Below are 20,868 nucleotides of genomic sequence, written 5' to 3'. Positions count from 1 at the left end.
CGCTGGATGGGGTCGAGGCCGGTGAGCACGGCGTGGGTCACCTCGGAGGGCGAGCGTCGCGGGGTGGCCGTGGGCAGCGGGCGTCAGTCGGCGGCCGGCTTCCGGGCGACGGCGAAGATGCGGCGGAACGGGAAGACCGTGCCGTGGCGGCCGGTGGGGTAGGCCTTGCGGAGGGCGTCGCGGTATTCGGCGAGGAAGGCTTCGCGGGCGGCCGGGTCGTGCTCCAGGGCGGTGAGGACGGGGCGCAGGGCGGTGCCCTTGACCCAGTCGAGGACCGGATCGTCGCCCTCCAGGAGCTGGACGTAGGTGGTTTCCCAGACGTCGGTGGCGCAGCCGAGGTCGGCGAGGCGCTCCAGATAGTCAGCCGGTTCGAGGACATGGACGAAGCGGCGGCCGTGGGTGGTGAGCCGCTCGCGCCACTGGGGGGCGTCACACAGTTCGCCGAGGAGGGCGTGGCTCGGTGAGGTGAAGTTGCCGGGGACCTGGAAGGCGAAGGTGCCGCCGGGGGCGAGGGCCTCGATCCAGCGGGCGAAGGAGTCCGGGTGGTTGGGGACCCATTGGAGGGCCGCGTTGGAGACGATCAGGTCGTAGGTCTCCTCGGGCGTCCAGTCGGCGGCGTCGGCGGGGGCGAAGTCGAGGTGGCCGCCGCCCGGGGTGGGGCCGGCGTGGGTCTCGGCCTCTTTGAGCATCTCCGGGGAGTTGTCGTAGCCGGTGATGTGCGCGTCGGGCCAGCGGGTGGTGAGCTGGGCGGTGACGTTGCCGGGGCCGCAGCCGAGGTCGGCGATGCGGGCGGTGCGGTCCTGCCGGGGCAGGTCGGGTATCCGGTTGAGCAGGTCGTGGAACGGACGGGTACGGTGCCCGGAGTGGCGGAGGTATTGCTGCGGATCCCAGGTTGGTGCGTCGTGCATGTTCGAAACCCCTTTGCCGATGCAGGGATGACACAAGGCCGGCACGGTCTGGTTCGGGCCGTCTCGGCTGGAAACCGAGCCCCCGCCGACGATGCCCCATAGTCCAGCGAAATATATCTCGACGTCAAGAGACTTCATGTCGACAGACCCTCTACACTGATCGTCATGGAGGACGAGGTCGACCGACTGGTCGCAGCATGGCGCCGCGAGCGCCCGGACCTCGACGTGGAGCCGCTTGAGGTCCTCAGCCGCGTCTCCCGGCTGGCCAGACACCTTGACCGGGCCCGCCGTATCGCCTTTTCCGAGGTGGGCCTGGAGCCCTGGGAGTTCGATGTGCTCACCGCGCTGCGGCGCGCCGGGGCGCCCTACCAGCTCTCCCCCGGGGCGCTGCTGACACAGACGCTGGTCACCTCGGGGACGATGACCAACCGCATCGACCGGCTGGCCAAGAAGAACCTCGTCGAGCGGCTGCCCGACCCCAGCGACCGGCGCGGCGTGCTGGTCAGGCTGACCGCAGAGGGCCGCGACAAGGCCGACCGGTCGCTGGCCGGACTGCTGATCCAGGAGCGCGCGATTCTCGCCGAGCTCTCCCGGCAGCAGCGTGGCGAACTGGCCTGTCTGCTGCGGAAGTTGACCGGTCCCTTCGACAACACTCCCGGCTAGGGCCACAGCGGCGCGGCCCGCCCCGGGCGCGGCCGGAGAGGCTTCCCGCCCCGGCGTACGACCGGTTGGCGCACCGTATTTGGCGGCGCGAAAGAAAGTGGCGTGCGCCCCCTGAATCCTCGTGCGCCCCTCTCCCCCTCTGTGCCCTTGCCCGTCGCTCGCCCCGTGGGCTTGGATCGCGCCATGAGCCAGCAGCGCGCATCGCATCCGCCGAACGGCCCGTACGGCAGGCGGTTCGAGGGCCGTACGGTCCTGGTGACCGGGGCCGCCGCCGGGATCGGGGCGGCCACCGCCGACCGGCTGGCGGCCGAGGGCGCCGGGGTGCTGCTGCTGGACATCGACGACGCGCGCGGTGAACGCACCGCGCGGCGCATCCGGGCGGCCGGCGGCCACGCCTCGTACGAGCACTGCGATGTGGCGGGCGAGGACGACTGGCGGCGCGCCGTCGAGGCGGCGCGGCGGCGCTACGGACCGGTGGACGGGCTGGTCAGCAACGCCTTCCTGGCGCATGTGGCGGCCGCCGGGCACACCTCGCTCGCCGACTGGGACCGGCAGCTGGCGGTCAATCTCACCGGTTCGTTCCTCGGCGTACGCGCCGCCCTGCCGGATCTGCGGGCGCGCGGCGGTGCGGTGGTGCTGACCTCGTCCGTGCATGCCCTGGCCGGGCTGCCGGGGCGGCCCGCCTACGCCGCGGCGAAGGCGGGACTGACCGGTCTGGGCCGTCAACTGGCCGTCGAATACGGGCCGGAGGTGCGGGTGAACAGCGTGCTGCCGGGTCCCGTGCTGACCGCGGCCTGGGACGGTATCGGCGAGGAGGAGCGGCAGGCCAGCGCCGCGGAGACGGCGGCGCGGCGGCTGGGGCGGCCCGAGGAGGTCGCCGCGGTCATCGCCTTTCTGCTCTCCCCCGAGGCGTCCTTCGTCACCGGCGCGAGCCTCGTCGTCGACGGCGGCTGGAGCGTGTTCAAGAACTCCTCGTGAGGCGTGCGCCGTGCCTGCTGACGGCGCGGGCTTCGGTCCGTAGGGAATCCATCGATCCGTAGGGGCATCCATGGGCATCCATTTCGGCGGCGACTACAACCCCGAGCAGTGGCCCGAGGAGGTGTGGGCCGAGGATCTGAAGCTGATGAAGGCGGCCCATGTCACCATGGTCACCGTCGGCATCTTCTCCTGGGCCAAGGTCGAACCCCGGCCCGGGGCCTGGGACTTCGGCTGGTTCGACCGCGTCATGGACGGCCTGGCGGGTGCCGGCATCGCCGTCTGTCTGGCGACCATGACCGCCTCACCACCACCGTGGCTCTCGCGCGCGCACCCCGAGATCCTGCCCGAGGACGCCGACGGCCGGCGCCGCTGGCCCGGCGGCCGGCAGCACTACTGCCCCTCCAGCCCCGTCTACCGCACCCACGCCGTACGCCTCGTCGAACAGCTCGCCACCCGCTACGCCGACCACCCCGCGCTCACCATGTGGCACATCGGCAACGAGTACGGCTGCCACACCCGCCACTGCTACTGCGAGGTGTCGGCCGAGGACTTCCGGCGCTGGCTGCGCGTGCGGTACGGGACCGTCGACGCGCTCAACGCCGCCTGGTCGACGGCCTTCTGGTCGCAGGCGTACGGCGACTTCGACGAGGTGCTGCCGCCCCGCACCGCGCCCACCTTCCCCAACCCCGCACAGCAGCTGGACTATCTGCGCTTCGGTGACGAGGCGCTGCGCGCCTGCTATCTGGCCGAAAAGCAGGTGCTGGAACGCGTCACCCCAGCAATTCCGGCCACCACCAATCTGATGCCGCAGCACAAGCCGGTCGATGCCTTCGCCTGGTCGGCCCATATGGACGCGATGGCACTGGACTTCTACCAGGACCCCTATGTGCCCGACGACCACCTCCGGGCCGGCTATGTCTTCGACCTGATGCGCTCGGCGCGCTCCGGGCAGCCGTGGATGCTCCTGGAACAGGCGCCGGGCGCGGTCAACTGGCGGCCCCGCAACGGCCCCAAGCCGCCCGGCGCGATGCGGCTGTGGAGCTGGCAGGCCGTCGCCCAGGGCGCGGACGCGGTGCTGTTCTTCCAGTGGCGGCAGTCGCTGGGCGGCGCGGAGAAGTTCCACTCGGCGATGCTGCCGCACGGCGGGACCGACACCCGCATCTTCCGCGAAGTGACGGAACTGGGCCGGGAGTTGGCGTCGCTGCCGGGGATCGAGGGGACCCGGTCGCGGGCCGAGGTGGCGCTGCTGGCGGACTGGCACAGCTGGTGGGCCCTGGAGCTGGACTCCAAGCCGTCGACCGCGCTGGACCACTCCCGGATCGCGCTGGACCACTACCGGCCGCTGTTCGAGGCGGGAGTGGCCTGCGATGTGCTGCCGCCGCGGCGCGACCTGTCCGGCTACCGGCTGGTCGTGGCCCCCAACCTGTATCTGCTGACCACCCCGGACGCCGAGCGGCTGGCCGCCTACGTACGCGACGGCGGGCAGCTGCTGGTGTCGTTCTTCTCCGGCATCGTCGACGAGCACGACCGGGTGCACCCCGGCGGCTACCCGGCGCCGCTGCGGGCGCTGCTGGGACTGCGGGTGGCGGAGTTCTGGCCGCTGGACGCGGGCCGTTCGGTGGCGGTCGGCGACGGGGAGTACACGGGGCGGGCGGACCTGTGGTCGGAGGCCCTCGACCTCGAAGGGGCCGAGGCGCTCGCCCACTTCACGGACGGGGAGCTGTCCGGCCGGCCCGCGCTGACCCGGCACTCCTACGGGCGCGGCACGGTCTGGTACGTCGCCACCCGGCCCGATCCGGCGCTGATGCGGGCGCTGCTGGACGATGTCCGCGCGGCGGCCGGGGTGGGCCCCGTACTGCCGGGCCTGCCGCCAGGCGTCCAGGCCACCGTCCGCGAGGGCGTCGGCGGACGCTATCTCTTCCTGCTCAACCACGGGGCGGAGGCCGTCGATGTCGGACTGCCGTCGCCGATGCGGGACGCGCTCGCGGCGCGCGGGACGGCCGGGGCCGGCGCCACCGACCGGATCACGCTGGGGGCACGGGGGGTGGCCGTGCTGACGGAGCCCTAGGGGGCGTCCGCGAAGTCCCGCCTGGCTCGGAGCCACCCCTAGGGGTGTGTCCTGGCCGGGACGGGTGCGGTGGTGATCACGCGTCAGGCGGACCCGGTTGGCGTGTGATCCGTCCCGTCACCCGAGGCGTTCGCCATGCCGACGGTCGCGCCGGGCCGGGGCGACGGCGGTGAGCATCAGCGCGGCGGTGAGGGCGAAGGCCACGGGGTAGCCGACCCCGTCGGCGAGCACGCCGAACCCGAGGGCGCCGACGCCCATACCCGCGTCGTAGGCGACGTTCCACAGGGCGCTGACCGTGCCGTAGCCGGCGGCAGAAACCCGCGTGTACATGAGGGTCAGGGTGGCGTTCTGGATGACCCCGAAGCCGATCCCGAACAGCGCCGCGCCGGCCATGACAGCGACGGGGCGGTGGGTCATCGCGGTGAGCAGCGTTCCCGCGGCCGCCGCGGCCAGGCCGGGCAGCACGAGTCCGGCCGGCCCGCGCCGGTCGCTGTGCCGGCCCGCGACCCAGCGGGCCACGGTCGCTGCCGCGGACTGCGCGAACAGCGCCACGGAGACGAGTCCCAGCGAGACCGACGGCACGGCCAGAGGGAGAAAGGTGACGAGGATGCCGGCGGCGAGCGCGGTGGCCGCGAAGACGGCAGCGGGCCGCAGCAGCGCCGCGGTGCGGAGCCCGGACAGCATGGTGACCGACCGTTTCGAGGCCGGCTCCCGGTCGGGCAGGCCCGGCACCGAGACGATCGCGGCCAGCGCGGCCAGGCCACCGGCGAGGCAGACCGGTGCGTACCCCACGTGCCCGACCAGCCACACCCCCAGTGGCAGCGCCACCAGCGACGGCACCCCGGACACGATGCCGACCAGCGCCAGCCCCTCACCCCGGCGCTCCGGCGGGATCAGCGACGCCGTCAACGCGCCACCCGCGACGACCGTGAAGGCGAAGCCCAGACCGCGCACCAGACAGACCGCCACGATCCACACCATGTCCGCGGAGGCGGTCAACACCAGTGCGGGCGCCCCCAGCAGGACCAGCCCCGTCGCCAGCACCAGGCGGTAGCCGAAGCGGGCCACCAACCGGGGAGTGGCCGGCTCACCCACGACCGTGGCCACCATCAGGGCGCCCGTGGCCGGGCCCGCCGCGCTACCGCCCCCACCGGACGTCTCGGCGTAGAGCGGCACGACCGACAACAGGAGGAAGAAGCTCGTCGAGGCACCGATGATCGACACGAACCGCAGCAGTAGCGGCCGCGTCACGAGCGCTGGGCGCGAACCGGCGTCCCGCGACGGGGAGTTGGTCGTCTTCGTCATGCCTCGAAGCTAGGGTCCGAGCGGATCACCAGTAAGCTCCAATTCCATGCCTCTTGAGTGGTCCGGTCTGTCCCCCGACCTGTTGTTGGACATCGACCGGGACGGCGGCGGGCCACTGCGGTCACAGCTGGAACGCCAGATACGGGACGCGATCCGTACCCAGCGGCTGCGGGTCGGCGAACGGCTGCCGTCCACCCGTGCACTCGCCCGGACACTCGGGCTGTCACGAGGCCTGGTGCAGGACTGCTACGCCCAGCTCCAGGCCGAGGGCTACCTCGTGGCCCGCCCGGGCGCCGCCACTCAAGTGGCGGCGGGCGCAGGCGTACCGGCCGCGCCCACGCCACCCCCCGCGGCGCCGCCACAGCTGCTGGCCGACTTCCGATGGGGCGTCCCGGATCTGAGCGCCTTCCCGCTGTCCGACTGGATGTGGGCCACCCGCGATGCGGCACGCACCCTGCCGACCGCGGCACTCGACTACGGCGACCCGCGCGGCAGCGCGGCGTTGCGCGAGGTCCTCGCCGGATATCTGCGGCGCGTACGGGCCGCCGCGGCGGATCCCGAACGGATCGTCATCTGCTCCGGCTACGCGCAGGGCCTCGGTCTGGCCCTGCGGGCCCTGGCCCGGACCGGTGTCCACACGGCGGCGTACGAGGATCCCGGCTCACCGGCCAGGCTCTCCTCGACCATGTCCTGGGCCGGCCTGTCGGCGGTCCCCGTGCCGGTCGACGCGCACGGCATCGACGTACGGGCCCTCGCCGCCACCGGCGCCCGTGCGGTCGTGGTGACCCCCGCGCACCAGTGGCCCACCGGTGTCGTCATGTCACCGGAGCGGCGGCTCGCACTGATCGAGTGGGCCAGGCATCGGGACGCCGTGATCATCGAGGACGACTACGACGCCGAATTCCGCTACGACCGGGAGCCGGTGGGTGCCCTGCAAGGGCTCGCCCCCGACCGCGTGATCTCCATGGGGACCGTCAGCAAGTCCCTCGCGCCCGCGCTGCGCCTCGGCTGGATGCTCTGTCCGCCCGCCCTCGCCGAACACATCACCATGCACAAGCAGTTGAACGACCGCGGGTCGCCCACGCTCGACCAGCTCGCCCTGGCGAGGATGATCGAGTCCGGGCGCTTCGACCGGCATCTGCGCCGGATGCGGACGGCCTACGCGGCCCGGCGCACCGCCCTGGTGGCAGCGCTCGCCGCGCACGCCCCCGAGGCCCGGGTGACCGGCCTGGCGGCCGGCTTCCACGCCGTCGTGCACCTCGGCGGATCGACCGACGAGCAGACCGTCATCGCCGCCGCCCGCGCCCGCTCCGTCGGCCTCTACGGCATGCGCGCCTGCCGCACCGCGCCGGCGGCACAGGAGACACAGCTGGTCCTGGGGTTCGGCAATGTCGGCGAACGCGCCCTCACCGCAGGTATCGCGGCGGTCGGCGACCTGCTCAGAGGCGAGCGGCCCGGCCCGGCCCGGCCGGGTCCGCGCTCCCGTCCCGGGCCGCCATGACCTCGTCGTCGGGCGCGAGGACCGCTGCCCCGAGCGCGTCGACCGGGGTGCGCGAGGTCACCCCCGGGGCGGCCGGCCCGTACACGGGCCCCGCCCCCTCACGGCACCGGCACCGACGCGGCGGCCGCCGCCTCCAGCTCGACCGGGCCGACCCCGGCCCGGCGGGCCAGGGCCACCGCCGCGAGGGTGGAGTGCACCCCGAGCTTGCCGAGCACATTCTGCATATGGGTACGGACCGTGTGCGGGGAGAGGAACAGCCGCTCGGCGACCGCCTTGCGGCCCAGGCCGGCCACCATGCAGCGGAGCACCTCACGCTCGCGCGGAGTCAGCGACTCCACCAGCCGTTCGCTCTCGGAGCGGTGCTTGCGGGCGGCCGTCAACTCCCGCAGGACACCGGTCAGCAGCGCGGGCGGCAGATGCGTCTCGTCGCGCAGCACCCCGCGGATGACGGCGAGCAGCCGGGACAGCGAGCAGTCCTTGGCGACCCAGCCGGAGGCACCGGCCTGTAGGGCGGCGGCCGCGCGGCGCGGGTCGTCGCGGTCGGCGAGGACGACGGTGCGCAGATACGGATGGCTGGTGCGCAGGCCGGAGACCAGCGCGATGCCGTCCCGCGGCACGGCGCGCGGCACCGCGTCGCGGGCCGCTCCCTGGGCGGGCACCGCCAGCAGTGGCGCGGCGAGGTCGGCGTCGGCGAGCAGCACGTCGAAGCGGCGGCCGTCGGTGGCCGCGCGGTCCAGATTGCGCAGGGCAGCGGGGGCGCTGCCCGCGGCTGCCACGTCCACGTCCTGTTCCGCGGCGAGCGCGGCCGCCAGGGATTCGGCGAAGATGCGGTGGTCGTCGACCACCAGAACCCGGATGCGTTGCACAGAGACCCCCTGTCTCGGTGAACGGACCATAGCGGGCACGACGCCCGGATTGAAGATCGCCGCAACCGCACGGCCGCCGCCGTGCCGACATGACTACCCCACCCCGGGCGCCGTACCCGAACGGTCTCGCCCCCTGATCGGCACCGGCCCCCACCGGTGCAGGTTCCCAGCGTACGGACGGGGTGCGACGAGGGAAGGTGATTGGCGAAACTGCTCCGCCGGCCGGGCCATTCGGTGCCTGTCCGGTGGCTTCACGCCGTCCGGCGCGCCCTACGCGACGCGGTGCGCCCCCGCACTGGCGACGGCCTCGAAGATCCGCGGGGCGGCATGGCCGGCCGCCGCGAACGCCTCGCCGACCGCCGTGCCGACGGCCGTGGCAGCCGCCTCCTCGACGAGCACGATGGCCGAGCCGCCGAAGCCGCCGCCGGTCATCCGGGCCCCGAGGGCGCCCGCCGTCAGCGCGGTGTCGACGGCGAGATCGAGCTCCCGGCAGGAGATCTTGAAGTCGTCGCGGAGCGAGGCGTGACCGGCCGTCAGCAGGGGGCCGATGGCGCGGGTGCGACCCGCGTCGAGGCAGGCGATGACCTCTTCGACGCGGTGGTTCTCGGTGACGATGTGCCGGACGAGGGCCTGGACGGCGGGTTCGCCGGCCAGCCCGGCCAGTGCCTCGGACAGATGCGCGTAGGGCACCTCGCGCAGGGCACGCACCCCGAGCGCCCGCGCACCACGCTCGCAGCCGGCGCGCCGCTCGGCGTATGCGCCGTCCCCCAGCTCGTGCTTCACGCGGGTGTCGACCACGAGGAGCCGCAGCCCCTCCCCCGCCAGGTCGAACGGGACCTGGCGCCGGGTGAGGTCGCGGGTGTCCAGGAACAGGGCGTGGCCCTCGGTGCAGCAGGCCGCGGCGGTCTGGTCCATGATTCCGCAGGGCACCCCGACGAAGGCGTTCTCGGCCCGCTGGGCGAGCTGCGCCAGCCGCTGCGGCTCCTGGCCGAGCCCGTACAGGTCGTTGAGGGCGAGCGCGGTGACGACCTCCAGGGCGGCGGAGGAGGAGAGTCCGGCTCCGGTGGGCACCGTGCTGTCGTAGTGCAGATCCGCGCCGCCGACGGGCAGTCCTGCTTCCCGCATCGCCCAGACGACGCCCGCCGGGTAGGCCGCCCAGCCTCCCTGGGGTGCCGGGCGCAGCTCGTCCAGGCGCAGTTCGACGATGCCGCCGTCGGCGCCGCCGGAGTGCAGCCGCAGCACCCCGTCGGTGCGGGCCGAGGCGGCGGCGAGCGTGGTGTGCGGGAGGGCGAGCGGCATCACGAAACCGTCGTTGTAATCGGTGTGTTCACCGATCAGGTTGACCCGGCCGGGCGCCGCCCAGGTGCCCGTGGGGGCGGCGTCGTACACCGCGGCGAACTGCGCGGCGGTGTGCTGAGCGCGGTGCGGGCGCTCGGTGGCCGGGACGGCGGCTCCGTGTGCGGTCATCAGGACTCCTTGGTCCGGTCGAGGTGCTGCGCGAACTCCCAGGCGTCGGCGACGATGCCAGCGAGGTCGGCGCGGGCGGGCCGCCAGCCGAGACGGTCGACGGCGGTCTGCGCGGAGGCCACCAGCACGGCGGGGTCGCCGCCGCGGCGCGGGGCGACCACCTCCGGGATGGGGTGCCCGGTGACCTTGCGGACGGTCTCGATGACCTCGCGGACGGAGAAGCCGTTGCCGTTGCCGAGGTTGCAGATCAGGTGCTCACCGGCGGTGGCGGCGTCGAGGGCGAGGAGGTGGGCCTCGGCGAGGTCGGCGACGTGGATGTAGTCGCGGACGCAGGTGCCGTCGGGGGTGGGGTAGTCCTCGCCGAAGACGGAGATCGCCTCGCGCTTGCCCTGGGCGACCTGGAGGACCAGCGGGATCAGATGCGACTCGGGGTCGTGGCGCTCACCGCAGCTGCCGTAGGCGCCGGCGACATTGAAGTAGCGCAGCGAGACGGCGGCCAGACCGTGGGCGGCGGCCTCACCGCTGATCATGTGGTCGACGGCGAGCTTGCTGGCGCCGTACGGGCTGGTGGGCGCGGTCTCGGCGGACTCGGTGATCGGGGTGGACCTCGGCTCGCCGTAGGTGGCGGCGGTGGAGGAGAAGACGAGGGTGCGGATGCCGGCGTCGCGCATCGCGGCGAGCAGGTCCATGGTGCCGCCGACGTTGTTGCGCCAGTACTTCTCGGGGTGCACGACGGACTCGCCCACCTGGGAGAAGGCGGCGAAGTGCAGCACCGCGTCGTAGGAGGGGTCGAGCCACTTCGCCGCGTCCTGGATGCGGCCCTCGATGAAATGCGCACCGGCGGGGATGCCCTCGCGGTGGCCGGTGGACAGGTCGTCCAGCACGGTCACCTCGTGACCGGCCTGGAGCAGATGTGCTGCGACGACGCTGCCGACGTATCCCGCACCACCGGTGACCAGGTACTTCTTGCTCACTCGCTCGCTACCTCTCGCAGTCGGTCGGCCGCGGCCTCCGGCGGCACGTCATTGATGAACACGTTCATGCCGGATTCGGAACCCGCGAGAAACTTCAGCTTGCCGGAAGTACGGCGGATGGTGAAAAGCTCGAGGTGAAGCGCGAAATCACCGCGGTGCTCGGCGCGCAGCGGCGCCTGGTGCCAGGCGGCGATGTACGGCGTGCGGGCGGTGTCCGCCCGCTCCCCGCTCCCGCCGCCGGGCACGGCCCCGCTCCCACCACCCCGCCCGGCGAAGATCCGGTCGAAGCGCCGCAAGACTTCCAGGTAGATCTGTGGGAATTCTGTGCGCGCGGCGTCGTCGAGGGCGAGCAGGTCGGGGACCCGGCGCTTGGGATAGAGGTGCACCTCGTAGGGCCAGTGGGCGGCGTACGGGACGAAGACCACCCAGTGCTCGCCCTCCAGGACGATCCGGCGGCCGTCGGCCAGCTCGTCGGCGACCGTCTCGTCGAAGAGGTTGCCGCCGGTGGCCTCGCGGTGGGCGGCGACCGAGGTGAGCATGCGCGCGGTGCGCGGGGTGACGAAGGGGTACGCGTAGATCTGGCCGTGCGGGTGGCCGAGGGTGACGCCGATCTCCGCGCCGCGGTTCTCGAAGCAGAAGACCTGTTCCACGCCCGGGAGTTGGGAGAGCTCCGCGGTGCGGTCGGTCCAGGCCTCCAGGACCAGGGCGGCCTGCTCCTCGGTGAGGTCGGCGAAGGAGGCGTCGTGGTCGGGGGTGAAGCAGACGACCTCGCAGCGGCCGCTGTCACCGGCGAGGGAGGGGAAGCGGTTCTCGAAGACGGCGACGTCGTAGTCGGGTGCGGGGATCTCGGAGAGCCGGCCGTCCCGGGAGGGGCACAGCGGGCACTCGTCGGCCGGCGGGTGGTAGGTGCGGGCCTGGCGGTGGGAGGCGATGGCGACCGAGTCGCCGAGGAGCCGGTCGTGGCGGATCTCGGCGGCGGTGGCGACGGGGTCGAGGGGGCGGGGGTCGCGCTCGCCGCGGACCGCGTCGTCGCGCAGGTCGTAGTAGATGAGCTCCCGGCCGTCCGCCAGCCGGGTCGTCGTCTTCTTCACGGAGCTCCTCACGCGGCGACCAAACACAAACAAACACAATGAAGCACAACTAAACAGCGGCGTCAATGTCAGGCGCAGCACCGGGCACAGCACGGATCCCCGGGAGACATTCGCGACATAACGACAAGCTCAATCACGAATCAACAACTCAACCAAACAAAAGTATTCAGTTTCTGAAGGCCCGGGCGTAGCTTTCTGTGGATTCCGATCGCGCAGAGAAGCGAGTTCCCACCATGATCACCTTGGCCGAGGGGCTACGGCTCCCCACCAACGGGCTCGATTACACGATCCTGGCCCTCTACTTCGTCGTCGTCCTCGGCATCGGATTCGCGGCGAAACGCAGCGTGAAGACGAGCCTGGACTTCTTCCTCTCCGGGCGGTCACTGCCCGCCTGGGTCACCGGTCTCGCGTTCGTCGCCGCCAACCTCGGCGCCACCGAGATCCTCGGTATGGCCGCCAACGGCGCGCAGTACGGGGCCTACACCGTCCACTGGTACTGGATCGGCGCCATCCCGGCGATGGTCTTCCTCGGCCTGGTGATGATGCCGTTCTACTACGGCTCGAAGGTCCGCTCGGTGCCGGAGTTCCTGCTGCACCGCTTCGGCCCCTCCTCGCACCTGCTCTCATCGGTCATCTTCGCCGTCTCCTCCGTACTGATCGCGGGCGTGAACCTCTACGCCATGGCGATCGTGCTCCAGGCGCTGCTCGGCTGGCCGCAGTGGGTCGCGATCGTCGTCGCCGGCTTCTTCGTCCTCGCGTACATCACCATCGGCGGCCTGTCCTCGGCGATCTACAACGAGGTACTCCAGTTCTTCGTCATCCTGGCCGCGCTGATCCCGCTGACCGTCGTCGGCCTCAAGCGCGTCGGCGGCTGGGACGGCCTGACCGACTCACTCTCCTCTTCACACGGGGACGCCTTCCTCACCGCCTGGAAGGGCACCGGCATCGGCGAGGCCAACCCGCTCGGCGCGAACTGGCTGACCATCGTGCTCGGCCTCGGCTTCGTGATGAGCTTCGGCTACTGGACCACCAACTTCGCCGAGGTGCAGCGCGCGCTGTCCGCGAAGAACCTCTCCGCCGCCAAGCGGACCCCGCTGATCGCCGCCTTCCCCAAGATCTTCATCCCGCTGGTGGTGGTCGTCCCCGGCCTGATCGCGCTGGTCATGGAGCCGACGCTGGGCAAGTCCAAGGACGGGCTCCAGTACAACGACGCGATCCCGGTGCTGATGCGGGACCTGCTCCCCAACGGCGTCCTGGGCATCGCCGTCACCGGCCTGCTCGCCGCCTTCATGGCCGGCATGGCCGCCAACGTCTCGTCGTTCAACACGGTCTTCACCAACGACATATGGGCGGCGTACCTGAAGAAGGGCCGCGATGACGCGCACTACCTGAAGACGGGCCGGGTGGTCACCGCGGTCGGTGTGCTGATCGGCATGGGCACGGCCTTCATCGCCTCGTCCTTCAGCAACATCATGAACTACCTCCAGACGCTGTTCTCCTTCTTCAACGTGCCGCTGTTCGTCGTCTTCATCATCGGCATGTTCTGGAAGCGGACCAGCGCCGCGGCCGGCTTCTGGGGCCTGCTCTCCGGCACCGCGGCCGCGATGGTCAACTACTTCTGGCTCTACAAGCAGGGCATCATCGCGATCCCCTCCGACCAGGGCGCCAACTTCGTCTCCTCCATCGTCGCCTTCGTCGTCGGCGCGCTCGTGATGTTCGTGGTCACCCTGTTCACCGAGCCCAAGTCCGCCGAGTCGCTGGCCGGACTGGTCTACGGCACGAGGTCCCCCGGCATGGCGGAGCTGCCCGCCGAGGGCGACGACGCCTGGTACCGCAGGCCCGCCCTGCTGGGCTGGGGCGCCGTCGTCCTCGCCGCCCTCTGCTACCTCCCGTTCTCCCTCTGACCTGCCTGAACCAGCGGAGTTGACGCATCCATGAGTGACTACCAGCACGAGGTCGAAGAACTGGAACGCGAATCGGCGACCGCCGCGCGGCTCTTCGACGTACGGCGCATCATCGGCGGCCTGTTCACCGTCTACGGCGTGATCGTCACCATCGCCGGCCTGATGGCGACCGACGCGGACCTGAAAAAGGCCCAGGACATCAACATCAACCTCTGGACGGGCCTGGGCATGCTCGCCCTCGGCCTGTTCTTCCTCATCTGGCAGACGCTGCGGCCGGCGGTTCCGCCGACGGCGGGGGAGCTGGCGGACGAGGGGGACGGCGGGCCGGAGAGGGAGGCGGGGGGCTGAGGGGCGCTACCGGGTGGCGGGCCTTCGCGGGGCTGAGGGACGCTACCCCGGTGGCGGGCCGAGACGGACGTGAAGGGCTGAGGGGCGTTACCGGGTGGCGGGCCTGAGAGGGACGCGAACGGCTGAGGGCCGCTACCGGGCGGCGGGCCTGAGAAGGACGCGAACGGCTGAGGGCCGCTACCGGGCGGCGGCCCCTCGCGGGGCTGAGAGGCGCTACCCCGGCGGCGGTACCGGGGCGTCGGGTCCCGCCGAGGCGTCCGGTCCCGCCGGTGCGTCCGGTGCCGCCGGTGCGTCCGGTCCCACCGCCGTGGCGCGCGCGGTCTGCCCGCCCGCCCGGTCCAGCAGCCCCGTACGCGCCGCCAGCGCGGCGGCCTCCAGCCGGGAGCCCACCTCCAGCTTCATCAACACCCGCTGCACATGCGTCCGCGCCGTACTGGGCGCGATATCCATCCCCGCCGCGATCAGCCGGGTGTCCTCGCCGTCCGCGACCCGCATCAGCACCTCGACCTCCCGCGGGGTGAGCAGCTCCAGCAGCCGCGCCCCCTCGTCGTCCGGCTGCGCCGCGGGGTGCAGCAACTCCTCGAAGGCCTGCTGCAACAACTGCGGCGACACCGCCGACTCCCCCGCCCGCGCCTTCATCATGGCGCGCTCCACACCCTCGATCCGCTCGTCGTTACGGACGTAACCGGAGGCCCCGGCGGCAAAGGCAGCAGCGATCCCCCGCGGGCTGGGCACCGGCCCCAGCACCACCACCGCGACCTGCGGCCGCTCCTTCTTGATCCGTACGACCGGGTCGAAGGCACCCGGCCGGGCCGGCGCGGCGGTCCCCAACAGGCACACCTCGGGCGCCCGGCTCACCACCAAGTCCGCGGCCCCCGCACTCGGCGCGGCCGCCGCCAGCACCCGGTGCCCGCGCAGTTTCAGCGCCGAGGCGAGCGCCTCCGCGAGCAGACGATGATCGTCGACCACCATGAGCCGCACGCCCATCGAGCAACCTCCCCCGCTCCGGCGGGCCCCGGCGCAGCCCCCGACCGGGCCGCTTGTCCCCGGGAAGCTACACGCTCGGCTGCAAGAGCGCGCCCCCTACCCGGAAGAAGCCCCCCGGAATGCTGGAATCCCGGCCATTCGGGGCCGATTGGCGTGCTTTCGGTGGGGTGGGGCCGGGAGTAGGAGACTGCGGCATAGCCGTATCCAGGGGAAGTGCGCCTTCAGGGCGCGCCGTTGAGGGGTGCGCGGACGCCGCCGCAGGCTCGGCCTGCCGGCCCCCGATGCGCCTTCGGGATAACGGGACTGCTCAACCTGAGAGTTGAACGACGTCACGTATACCTCGCTGTTTCGGCGGCACGCAAAGACGGGCACATATAGAAACACCCCTCCCCTGGGCCGAACCGAACTACGCACGCCACCAACTTCGTTGAATTCAAAAAGAACCGCCAGTCGGTTTTCACTGCGAGTGTCGCCACAGCGTTGTCAGTGCCGTATGCGAAAGTGGGTTCGGTAGCTGAACAGAGCATCGGGGGAGGCGTCCGGCCCGTCATGTCATTGGCCGACGAGGTAGCAGTAGTTCATGCAGGGCGGCCAGATCCAGCCGCTTTGGTGGGGGAAGGGGAATTCCGCCGCACACATGTCTTGATCCCAACGGTCAACGACACCCTCATGTCGGCGGAGTTGGACGGTATCCGCTGGCTGTACGCGTTCACCGACGAAGACACCCTGTCCCGCTTCGCCCTCTCCCGCGGCAGCGAGCCCGGGACGGAGTGGCGGTATGTGACCGCATCCGGCGCCCGGGTCCTTGACGTGCTGATTCCTGCCTGCGAGGGCCCTGTGGGGGTGGCCCTGGACGCGGGCAGCGAGCAGGGTGCGCTCTTCCCGCCGGTGGCCGGAATCGTTCCGGACAGCGCAGCAGTGGACATATCAACGGGCGAAATTTCGGACGTAGCACACAAGGGGGAAGAATAAATGAGCCTGCTCGACGGAAAAGGTTACCTACTTGAACCCGAGGCTTTTGAGCGGCTCACCAAGGGAATCAAGGCGGTTGATGCAGGACGCCAACGAATTCCCCAAGAAGCTCGGAATTACCGCTGACATAAGGCACCTTAATCCAGGCTTGAAAATCGCCTCAGGTCGTGGCGGGCAGGACGGACCTCCCCGGCAATGCGTCGACATGAAAATGCCAACTGACATGATTCCAACTGGTCAGCAAATTTTTACGACACTGTCGCTCTATGGGTCAGTCGAGTGGATCAGAACATCATCCGGGCGCAACCCTGTGGAAGGGTATATACAATCCCCGCATGTCGCTTGGCGCTTCCGGGGTGGCAGCGACGCAGAAATGGCACAGCTCATCGCAACGCTGGTGAGCGACACCAGCACTCAGGAAGAGTGGACCCTTGATCACTCTTCCAGAAACTGGCTTCTTGCGCCGTCGCGTGTTCTGCATGAGTGCGCCACTGATAGCCTCACGTTTCGAAAAGAAGCCGTGCGAATTACCTTGTCAGATCCGGAATTCTGCGAGCGAGCCAACCACGACTTGGCGCTCATCATCTCCCGGCTGCGCGATTACACGAGACTCTGAAGACACTGGAAACAAGTCCGTTGGCGACACCGCTCCGCAACCCGATGGCCTTTTTTGAGGCAACTTGTGATACACCCACTCGAACGCGGGATGCAACTGGACTTACGAGCGTTCCCATTCACACCTCAAGAAAGTAAGAAGTAGATGACTACACCGCAACAGTCGCAGGGTGGTTTCGGGCAGGTGCCGGGTTATGGTGCACCGCAGGGGATGCCGCAGGCCGGGGTACCGGGTGGGTATCCGGGGGGTGCGGCTCCCGGTGGGCCGGGGCCGTACGGCCAGCCACCGCAGCCGATCGGGCCGGTGCCCTACGGCCAGCCCGGCCCCTACGGAATCCCGCAGCAAGCGCCCCAGTTCGGGTACGGCGGCGGGCCGGGGATGCCGCCCATACCGCCGAAGCGGAAGGCCGGGAAGGCCTGGGGAATCCTTGGCGCCGTGGCCGGAATGGTGGTGGTCGGGACGGTGGTGTCGGCCATGGGGATCCGTGGTGGAGGGAGTTCGTCGGGTGGGTCCGACGGTGGACCGAGGTATCGGATCACGGTTCCGCAGACGCTGGCGGGTGGGGAGTACAAGCTCGCCAAGGACATATCCCAGCAGGCCGGCAGTGCGGTGCCGTCTGACGGGGCCAATGAGCACAACATCAAGGCAGTGGGCGGGCAGTACTCGTCGGGGACCAAGTCGCTGGTGATGCTGGGGCTCTACGGCGTCATTGATGATCCCGATACGACCATCGAGCACACCATCCGCGGCATGACGCGTGACGGTAAGACGGAAGTCGCCGTCGCGGACAAGGAGTTCAGGCCCCGTGGGGGTGGGGATTCGCTGACCTGTGGTGTGGATGTGCGGACGGAGATGGGGCAGAAGGTCACGCTGCCGTTCTGTGTCTGGGCGGATTCGAGTACGAGCGGGAATGTCGCGGAGACCGACGCCTCGGAGCTGGCGAAGGATCCGCAGTCCGTCGACCTTCAGAAATTCGCGGACAAGGTGGACAAGATCCGCGGTGAGGTCAGGAAACCGTTGGGGTGACCGCCCGCGCTCGCGTCCGCACCCGTGCGCGGGCCCATTTGCCCGGGTCCGTGCGCGAGCCCGCGCCCTCCCTCGATGACCTAGTGACGGCACTCATGGCGCCACAAAATGCCCCCATTTAACCTTTGCGAGACGCGATGAAAAAGCGCCCCTTTAGCCGTCGATCTTCTGTCGAGGAGCTCGAAGGCCATACCTGGCCGGATCCCCCCGATGACTCCACCGGCCATGTCAGGGCATGCACGCCCTCCGTCGGCGACCCGTCGGAGACCTCACACCAGAAGAATTGGCGCGCCTCATTGGGCAGAATGTCGGCCTGCCCTGGAGCCTGCCCCTTGCTATTGCATTCCTGCGGGACACAGCACCACATCAAGCTGCCGGGGGATGGTACGACGACGACTTGCTGTCCGCCGTACTCACCCGCAAGGCAGAGGACTGGGCAACGTTCCCCGAGCTCGCGCATGAGGTCGATGGGATCTTGAGCGTCCTCACCGACCTCTCGCCTGATATGCAGCGAGACATCAAGCGATTCCGAGCTGCGCTTCCGAGGGGCGACTGACTCAGGAAGTCCCGCCAGCCGGCCAAGCCTCCTGCAAGCGCCTCCGCACACCCGGCCCGGAACCAGCAGTGCTCGGGCAGCCTTCATGCCTTGCCGGCAAGACGGGCTCAATTCGTGGTGAGGTGCAGGAAAAAGCTGGGGAGGTCCCGGAAGCCGGGTGCTCTGAGGCACCGCCGGTCACCGCGCAGTCGGAAGGCCGTTGCCCGGTGGCCGACGTCGCTCCAGCGGCGCGCCTCTGTGGGCAGCCGCGCCGTACGCCCCCTACGCCTCCTCCGCCAACTCCAACCACCGCATCTCCAACTCCTCCTTCTCCGCGCTCAGTTCGCGGAGCTGGGCGTCGAGGCCGGCGACCTTCTCGAAGTCGGTCGCGTTCTCGGCGATCTGGGCGTGGAGCTTGGTCTCCTTGTCGCCGATTTTGTCCAGCTGGCGTTCGATCTTCTGGAGTTCCTTCTGGGCGGCGCGGTTGACCGCGGCGGCCTTCTTGGGGGCCGCGGTCTGCTGTGCGGGGGCCGGGGTGGCGGCGTCGATGACCTGTTGGCGGCGTTCCAGGTACTCGTCGAGGCCGCGGGGGAGCATCCGAAGCGTGGCGTCGCCGAGGAGGGCGTGGACGCGGTCGGTGGTGCGCTCGATGAAGTAGCGGTCGTGGCTGATGACGATGAGGGAACCGGGCCAGCCGTCGAGGAGGTCCTCTAGCTGGGTCAGGGTCTCGATGTCGAGGTCGTTGGTGGGCTCGTCGAGGAAGAGGACGTTGGGCTCGTCCATCAGGAGGCGCAGGATCTGGAGGCGGCGGCGTTCACCGCCGGAGAGGTCGCCGACCGGGGTCCACTGCTTCTCCTTGGTGAAGCCGAACTTCTCGCAGAGCTGGCCGGCGGTCATCTCCCGGCCCTTGCCCAGGTCGACCCGCTCGCGCACCTGCTGGACGGCCTCCAGCACCCGCAGCGTCGGGGGGAGTTCGCCGACCTCCTGGGAGAGGTACGCCAGCTTGACGGTCTTGCCGACCACGATCCGGCCGGCCACCGGCTGCGTCTCGCCCTGGGTGCGGGCGGCCTCGGCCAGAGCCCGCAGCAGCGAGGTCTTGCCGGCGCCGTTGACGCCCACCAGGCCGATCCGGTCGCCGGGCCCCAGCTGCCAGGTCAGATGCTTGAGGAGGATCTTCGGCCCGGCCTGGACGCTGACGTCTTCCAGCTCGAAGACGGTCTTGCCGAGCCGCGAGCTGGCGAACTTCATCAGCTCGGCGTTGTCGCGGGGCGGCGGGACGTCGGCGATCAGCTCGTTGGCGGCCTCGATGCGGAAGCGGGGCTTGCTCGTACGGGCCGGGGCGCCGCGCCGCAGCCACGCCAGCTCCTTGCGCATCAGGTTCTGCCGCTTGGCCTCTTCGGTGGCGGCGATCCGCTCCCGTTCGGCCCGTGCGAAGACGTAGTCGCTGTAGCCGCCCTCGTACTCGTGGACGTCACCGCGCTGGACGTCCCACATGCGCGTACAGACCTGGTCGAGGAACCAGCGGTCGTGGGTGACGACCACGAGGGCGGAGCGGCGGGCGCGGAGGTGGCGGGCCAGCCAGGAGATGCCCTCCACGTCGAGGTGGTTGGTGGGCTCGTCGAGGACGATCAGGTCCTGCTCGGCGATCAGCAGCTTGGCCAGCGCGATACGGCGGCGCTCGCCACCGGAGAGCGGGCCGATGACCGTGTCCAGGCCCTGGGTGAAGCCCGGCAGGTGCAGATCGCCGAAGAGGCCGGTGAGCACGTCGCGAATCTTGGCGTTGCCGGCCCACTCGTGGTCGGCGAGGTCGCCGATGACCTCGTGCCGGATGGTGGCGGCCGGGTCAAGGGAGTCGTGCTGGGTGAGGACGCCGAGGCGCAGGCCGCCGTTGTGGGTGACCCGTCCGTCGTCCGCACCCTCCAGCTTGGCGAGGATCCGGATCAGGGTGGTCTTGCCGTCCCCGTTGCGCCCGACGACGCCGATCCGGTCCCCCTCGTTGACGCCGAGCGAGACACCGTCGAGCAGGGCACGGGTCCCGTACACCTTGCCGACGGCTTCCAGATTGACGAGGTTGACGGCCATCTCACTCCTGCACTCAGACCTGCGCTTCCGACCTGCACGTCAGATCGATCGACCTACCCAGCCTAGTCGGCATGCGGAGGAGGGCCGCCGGGAGATAAATACCTGTGGATAAGTGCGGGGAGATGAGTAGCGGGAGATGAGTATCCGTACTGATGGCAGGGTCGGCGACCGGACCTAGCGTGGCCGCATGATCAACGACCGGGCGCAGAGCGTCCCTCCCGTGCGCGACGAGGCACCGTCGGTGACGGGTTCCGCCGTGGGCCGGATCTTCGCCGGCCTGCTGGTGCTGGCGTTCGCCGGGGTGACCGGGCTGTTCGCGCCGCTGCTGGTGATGGCGAGCGACAGCTGCTCCGAGGAGGACGCCCGCACGATCTGCTCCGCGAGCGCCCAGCAGATCGTCGGCGGCCTGCCGGTCGGCGCCGCCTTCGTGGCCGCCCTCCTGGCGGTGGTGGGCATGGCCAACAGGAGCGCGGCAGGCTGGGGCTGCCTCGTGGCGGCGCCGTTTCTGCTGGTCGTGTCCTGGGTGGTGGCGCTGGGCCTCGCGGGCAGCTGAGGCCCCCGGCTCGCCGTTGTAACG

Annotated in this window: 20 protein-coding genes; 11 read left to right on the top strand and 9 right to left on the bottom strand. The window is 70.6% G+C overall.

Annotated features, from left to right (window positions below; all coding sequences use genetic code 11):
• Positions 1 to 83: 83 nt before the first annotated feature.
• Positions 84 to 908 carry a trans-aconitate 2-methyltransferase gene (locus TU31_RS19720; RefSeq protein WP_042156351.1) on the bottom strand — a complete coding sequence of 275 codons (825 nt, stop codon included), beginning with the start codon at positions 906 to 908 and terminating at the stop codon, positions 84 to 86.
• A gap of 165 nt (positions 909 to 1,073) precedes the next feature.
• Between TU31_RS19720 and TU31_RS19715 the strand changes: the two genes are divergently transcribed.
• The 3 genes from TU31_RS19715 (at position 1,074) to TU31_RS19705 (ending at position 4,617) form a co-directional block, all read left to right on the top strand.
• Positions 1,074 to 1,571, top strand: coding sequence for a MarR family winged helix-turn-helix transcriptional regulator (locus tag TU31_RS19715; RefSeq protein WP_042156349.1), 498 nt, complete (start codon positions 1,074 to 1,076; stop codon positions 1,569 to 1,571).
• Between the two features lie 183 nt (positions 1,572 to 1,754).
• The gene (locus TU31_RS19710; RefSeq protein WP_042156347.1) at positions 1,755 to 2,549 is read left to right on the top strand and encodes an SDR family NAD(P)-dependent oxidoreductase; all 795 of its coding nucleotides are present in this window, start codon (positions 1,755 to 1,757) and stop codon (positions 2,547 to 2,549) included.
• Positions 2,550 to 2,619: 70 nt separating this feature from the next.
• Positions 2,620 to 4,617, top strand: coding sequence for a beta-galactosidase (locus TU31_RS19705; protein WP_042156345.1), 1,998 nt, complete (start codon positions 2,620 to 2,622; stop codon positions 4,615 to 4,617).
• Between the two features lie 117 nt (positions 4,618 to 4,734).
• Here TU31_RS19705 and TU31_RS19700 read toward each other — a convergent pair whose 3' ends face one another.
• Positions 4,735 to 5,922 carry an MFS transporter gene (locus TU31_RS19700; RefSeq protein ID WP_042156343.1) on the bottom strand — a complete coding sequence of 396 codons (1,188 nt, stop codon included), beginning with the start codon at positions 5,920 to 5,922 and terminating at the stop codon, positions 4,735 to 4,737.
• A gap of 46 nt (positions 5,923 to 5,968) precedes the next feature.
• Between TU31_RS19700 and pdxR the strand changes: the two genes are divergently transcribed.
• Positions 5,969 to 7,423, top strand: coding sequence for a MocR-like pyridoxine biosynthesis transcription factor PdxR (pdxR, locus tag TU31_RS19695; RefSeq protein WP_042156342.1), 1,455 nt, complete (start codon positions 5,969 to 5,971; stop codon positions 7,421 to 7,423).
• A gap of 98 nt (positions 7,424 to 7,521) precedes the next feature.
• Here the strand turns inward: pdxR and TU31_RS19690 are convergent, their stop codons facing one another.
• From TU31_RS19690 to galT, 4 genes are all read right to left on the bottom strand, one after another.
• Complete coding sequence (locus TU31_RS19690) at positions 7,522 to 8,319, bottom strand: LuxR C-terminal-related transcriptional regulator (protein WP_219819207.1); 798 nt, start codon at positions 8,317 to 8,319, stop codon at positions 7,522 to 7,524.
• 240 nt (positions 8,320 to 8,559) lie between these two features.
• Positions 8,560 to 9,756, bottom strand: a complete 1,197-nt coding sequence (gene galK / locus TU31_RS19685; protein WP_042156337.1) for a galactokinase — start codon at positions 9,754 to 9,756, stop codon at positions 8,560 to 8,562.
• On the bottom strand, positions 9,756 to 10,730 hold the full coding sequence (galE, locus tag TU31_RS19680; protein WP_042156335.1) for a UDP-glucose 4-epimerase GalE: 975 nt from the start codon (positions 10,728 to 10,730) through the stop codon (positions 9,756 to 9,758). Before galE ends, galK begins: the two co-directional genes overlap by 1 nt.
• Positions 10,727 to 11,821, bottom strand: a complete 1,095-nt coding sequence (gene galT / locus TU31_RS19675; protein WP_042156333.1) for a galactose-1-phosphate uridylyltransferase — start codon at positions 11,819 to 11,821, stop codon at positions 10,727 to 10,729. The genes galE and galT overlap by 4 nt, the downstream gene beginning before the upstream one ends.
• 233 nt (positions 11,822 to 12,054) lie before the next feature.
• Between galT and TU31_RS19670 the strand changes: the two genes are divergently transcribed.
• Both TU31_RS19670 and TU31_RS19665 read left to right on the top strand, forming a co-directional pair.
• Positions 12,055 to 13,725, top strand: a complete 1,671-nt coding sequence (locus TU31_RS19670; RefSeq protein ID WP_042156331.1) for a sodium:solute symporter family protein — start codon at positions 12,055 to 12,057, stop codon at positions 13,723 to 13,725.
• A gap of 30 nt (positions 13,726 to 13,755) precedes the next feature.
• Positions 13,756 to 14,073 (top strand): hypothetical protein, encoded by a 318-nt coding sequence (locus TU31_RS19665; RefSeq protein WP_042156329.1) that lies wholly within the window; start codon positions 13,756 to 13,758, stop codon positions 14,071 to 14,073.
• Positions 14,074 to 14,286: 213 nt separating this feature from the next.
• Here the strand turns inward: TU31_RS19665 and TU31_RS19660 are convergent, their stop codons facing one another.
• Entirely contained in the window at positions 14,287 to 15,060 is a 774-nt protein-coding gene (locus TU31_RS19660; protein ID WP_245698607.1) for a response regulator transcription factor, read from the bottom strand.
• 642 nt (positions 15,061 to 15,702) lie between these two features.
• On the opposite strand from TU31_RS19660, the gene TU31_RS19655 reads away from it, so the two are divergent.
• Positions 15,703 to 16,032: an SseB family protein gene (locus tag TU31_RS19655; RefSeq protein WP_306304260.1), complete on the top strand. Its 330-nt coding sequence runs from the start codon at positions 15,703 to 15,705 to the stop codon at positions 16,030 to 16,032.
• Between the two features lie 79 nt (positions 16,033 to 16,111).
• Complete coding sequence (locus TU31_RS38720) at positions 16,112 to 16,648, top strand: hypothetical protein (RefSeq protein WP_158894569.1); 537 nt, start codon at positions 16,112 to 16,114, stop codon at positions 16,646 to 16,648.
• A 326-nt stretch (positions 16,649 to 16,974) separates the two neighbouring features.
• On the opposite strand, the gene TU31_RS38715 is transcribed toward TU31_RS38720, so the two are convergent.
• Positions 16,975 to 17,124: a hypothetical protein gene (locus tag TU31_RS38715; protein ID WP_158894566.1), complete on the bottom strand. Its 150-nt coding sequence runs from the start codon at positions 17,122 to 17,124 to the stop codon at positions 16,975 to 16,977.
• Between TU31_RS38715 and TU31_RS19650 the strand changes: the two genes are divergently transcribed.
• Both TU31_RS19650 and TU31_RS40625 read left to right on the top strand, forming a co-directional pair.
• The gene (locus tag TU31_RS19650; protein WP_158894563.1) at positions 17,123 to 17,674 is read left to right on the top strand and encodes a hypothetical protein; all 552 of its coding nucleotides are present in this window, start codon (positions 17,123 to 17,125) and stop codon (positions 17,672 to 17,674) included. The genes TU31_RS38715 and TU31_RS19650 overlap by 2 nt on opposite strands.
• A gap of 235 nt (positions 17,675 to 17,909) precedes the next feature.
• Positions 17,910 to 18,230: a contact-dependent growth inhibition system immunity protein gene (locus TU31_RS40625; protein ID WP_158894560.1), complete on the top strand. Its 321-nt coding sequence runs from the start codon at positions 17,910 to 17,912 to the stop codon at positions 18,228 to 18,230.
• A gap of 261 nt (positions 18,231 to 18,491) precedes the next feature.
• Here TU31_RS40625 and TU31_RS19645 read toward each other — a convergent pair whose 3' ends face one another.
• Positions 18,492 to 20,291, bottom strand: coding sequence for an ABC-F family ATP-binding cassette domain-containing protein (locus tag TU31_RS19645; protein WP_042156324.1), 1,800 nt, complete (start codon positions 20,289 to 20,291; stop codon positions 18,492 to 18,494).
• A 187-nt stretch (positions 20,292 to 20,478) separates the two neighbouring features.
• Here TU31_RS19645 and TU31_RS19640 point away from each other — a divergent pair, with 187 nt between their 5' ends.
• Positions 20,479 to 20,844 (top strand): hypothetical protein, encoded by a 366-nt coding sequence (locus tag TU31_RS19640; protein ID WP_042156322.1) that lies wholly within the window; start codon positions 20,479 to 20,481, stop codon positions 20,842 to 20,844.
• Positions 20,845 to 20,868: the final 24 nt, after the last annotated feature.

It is taken from the genome of Streptomyces lydicamycinicus (assembly GCF_000829715.2).
Classification (GTDB): domain Bacteria; phylum Actinomycetota; class Actinomycetes; order Streptomycetales; family Streptomycetaceae; genus Streptomyces; species Streptomyces lydicamycinicus.
This window is presented reverse-complemented; position numbering and strand designations above follow the sequence as displayed.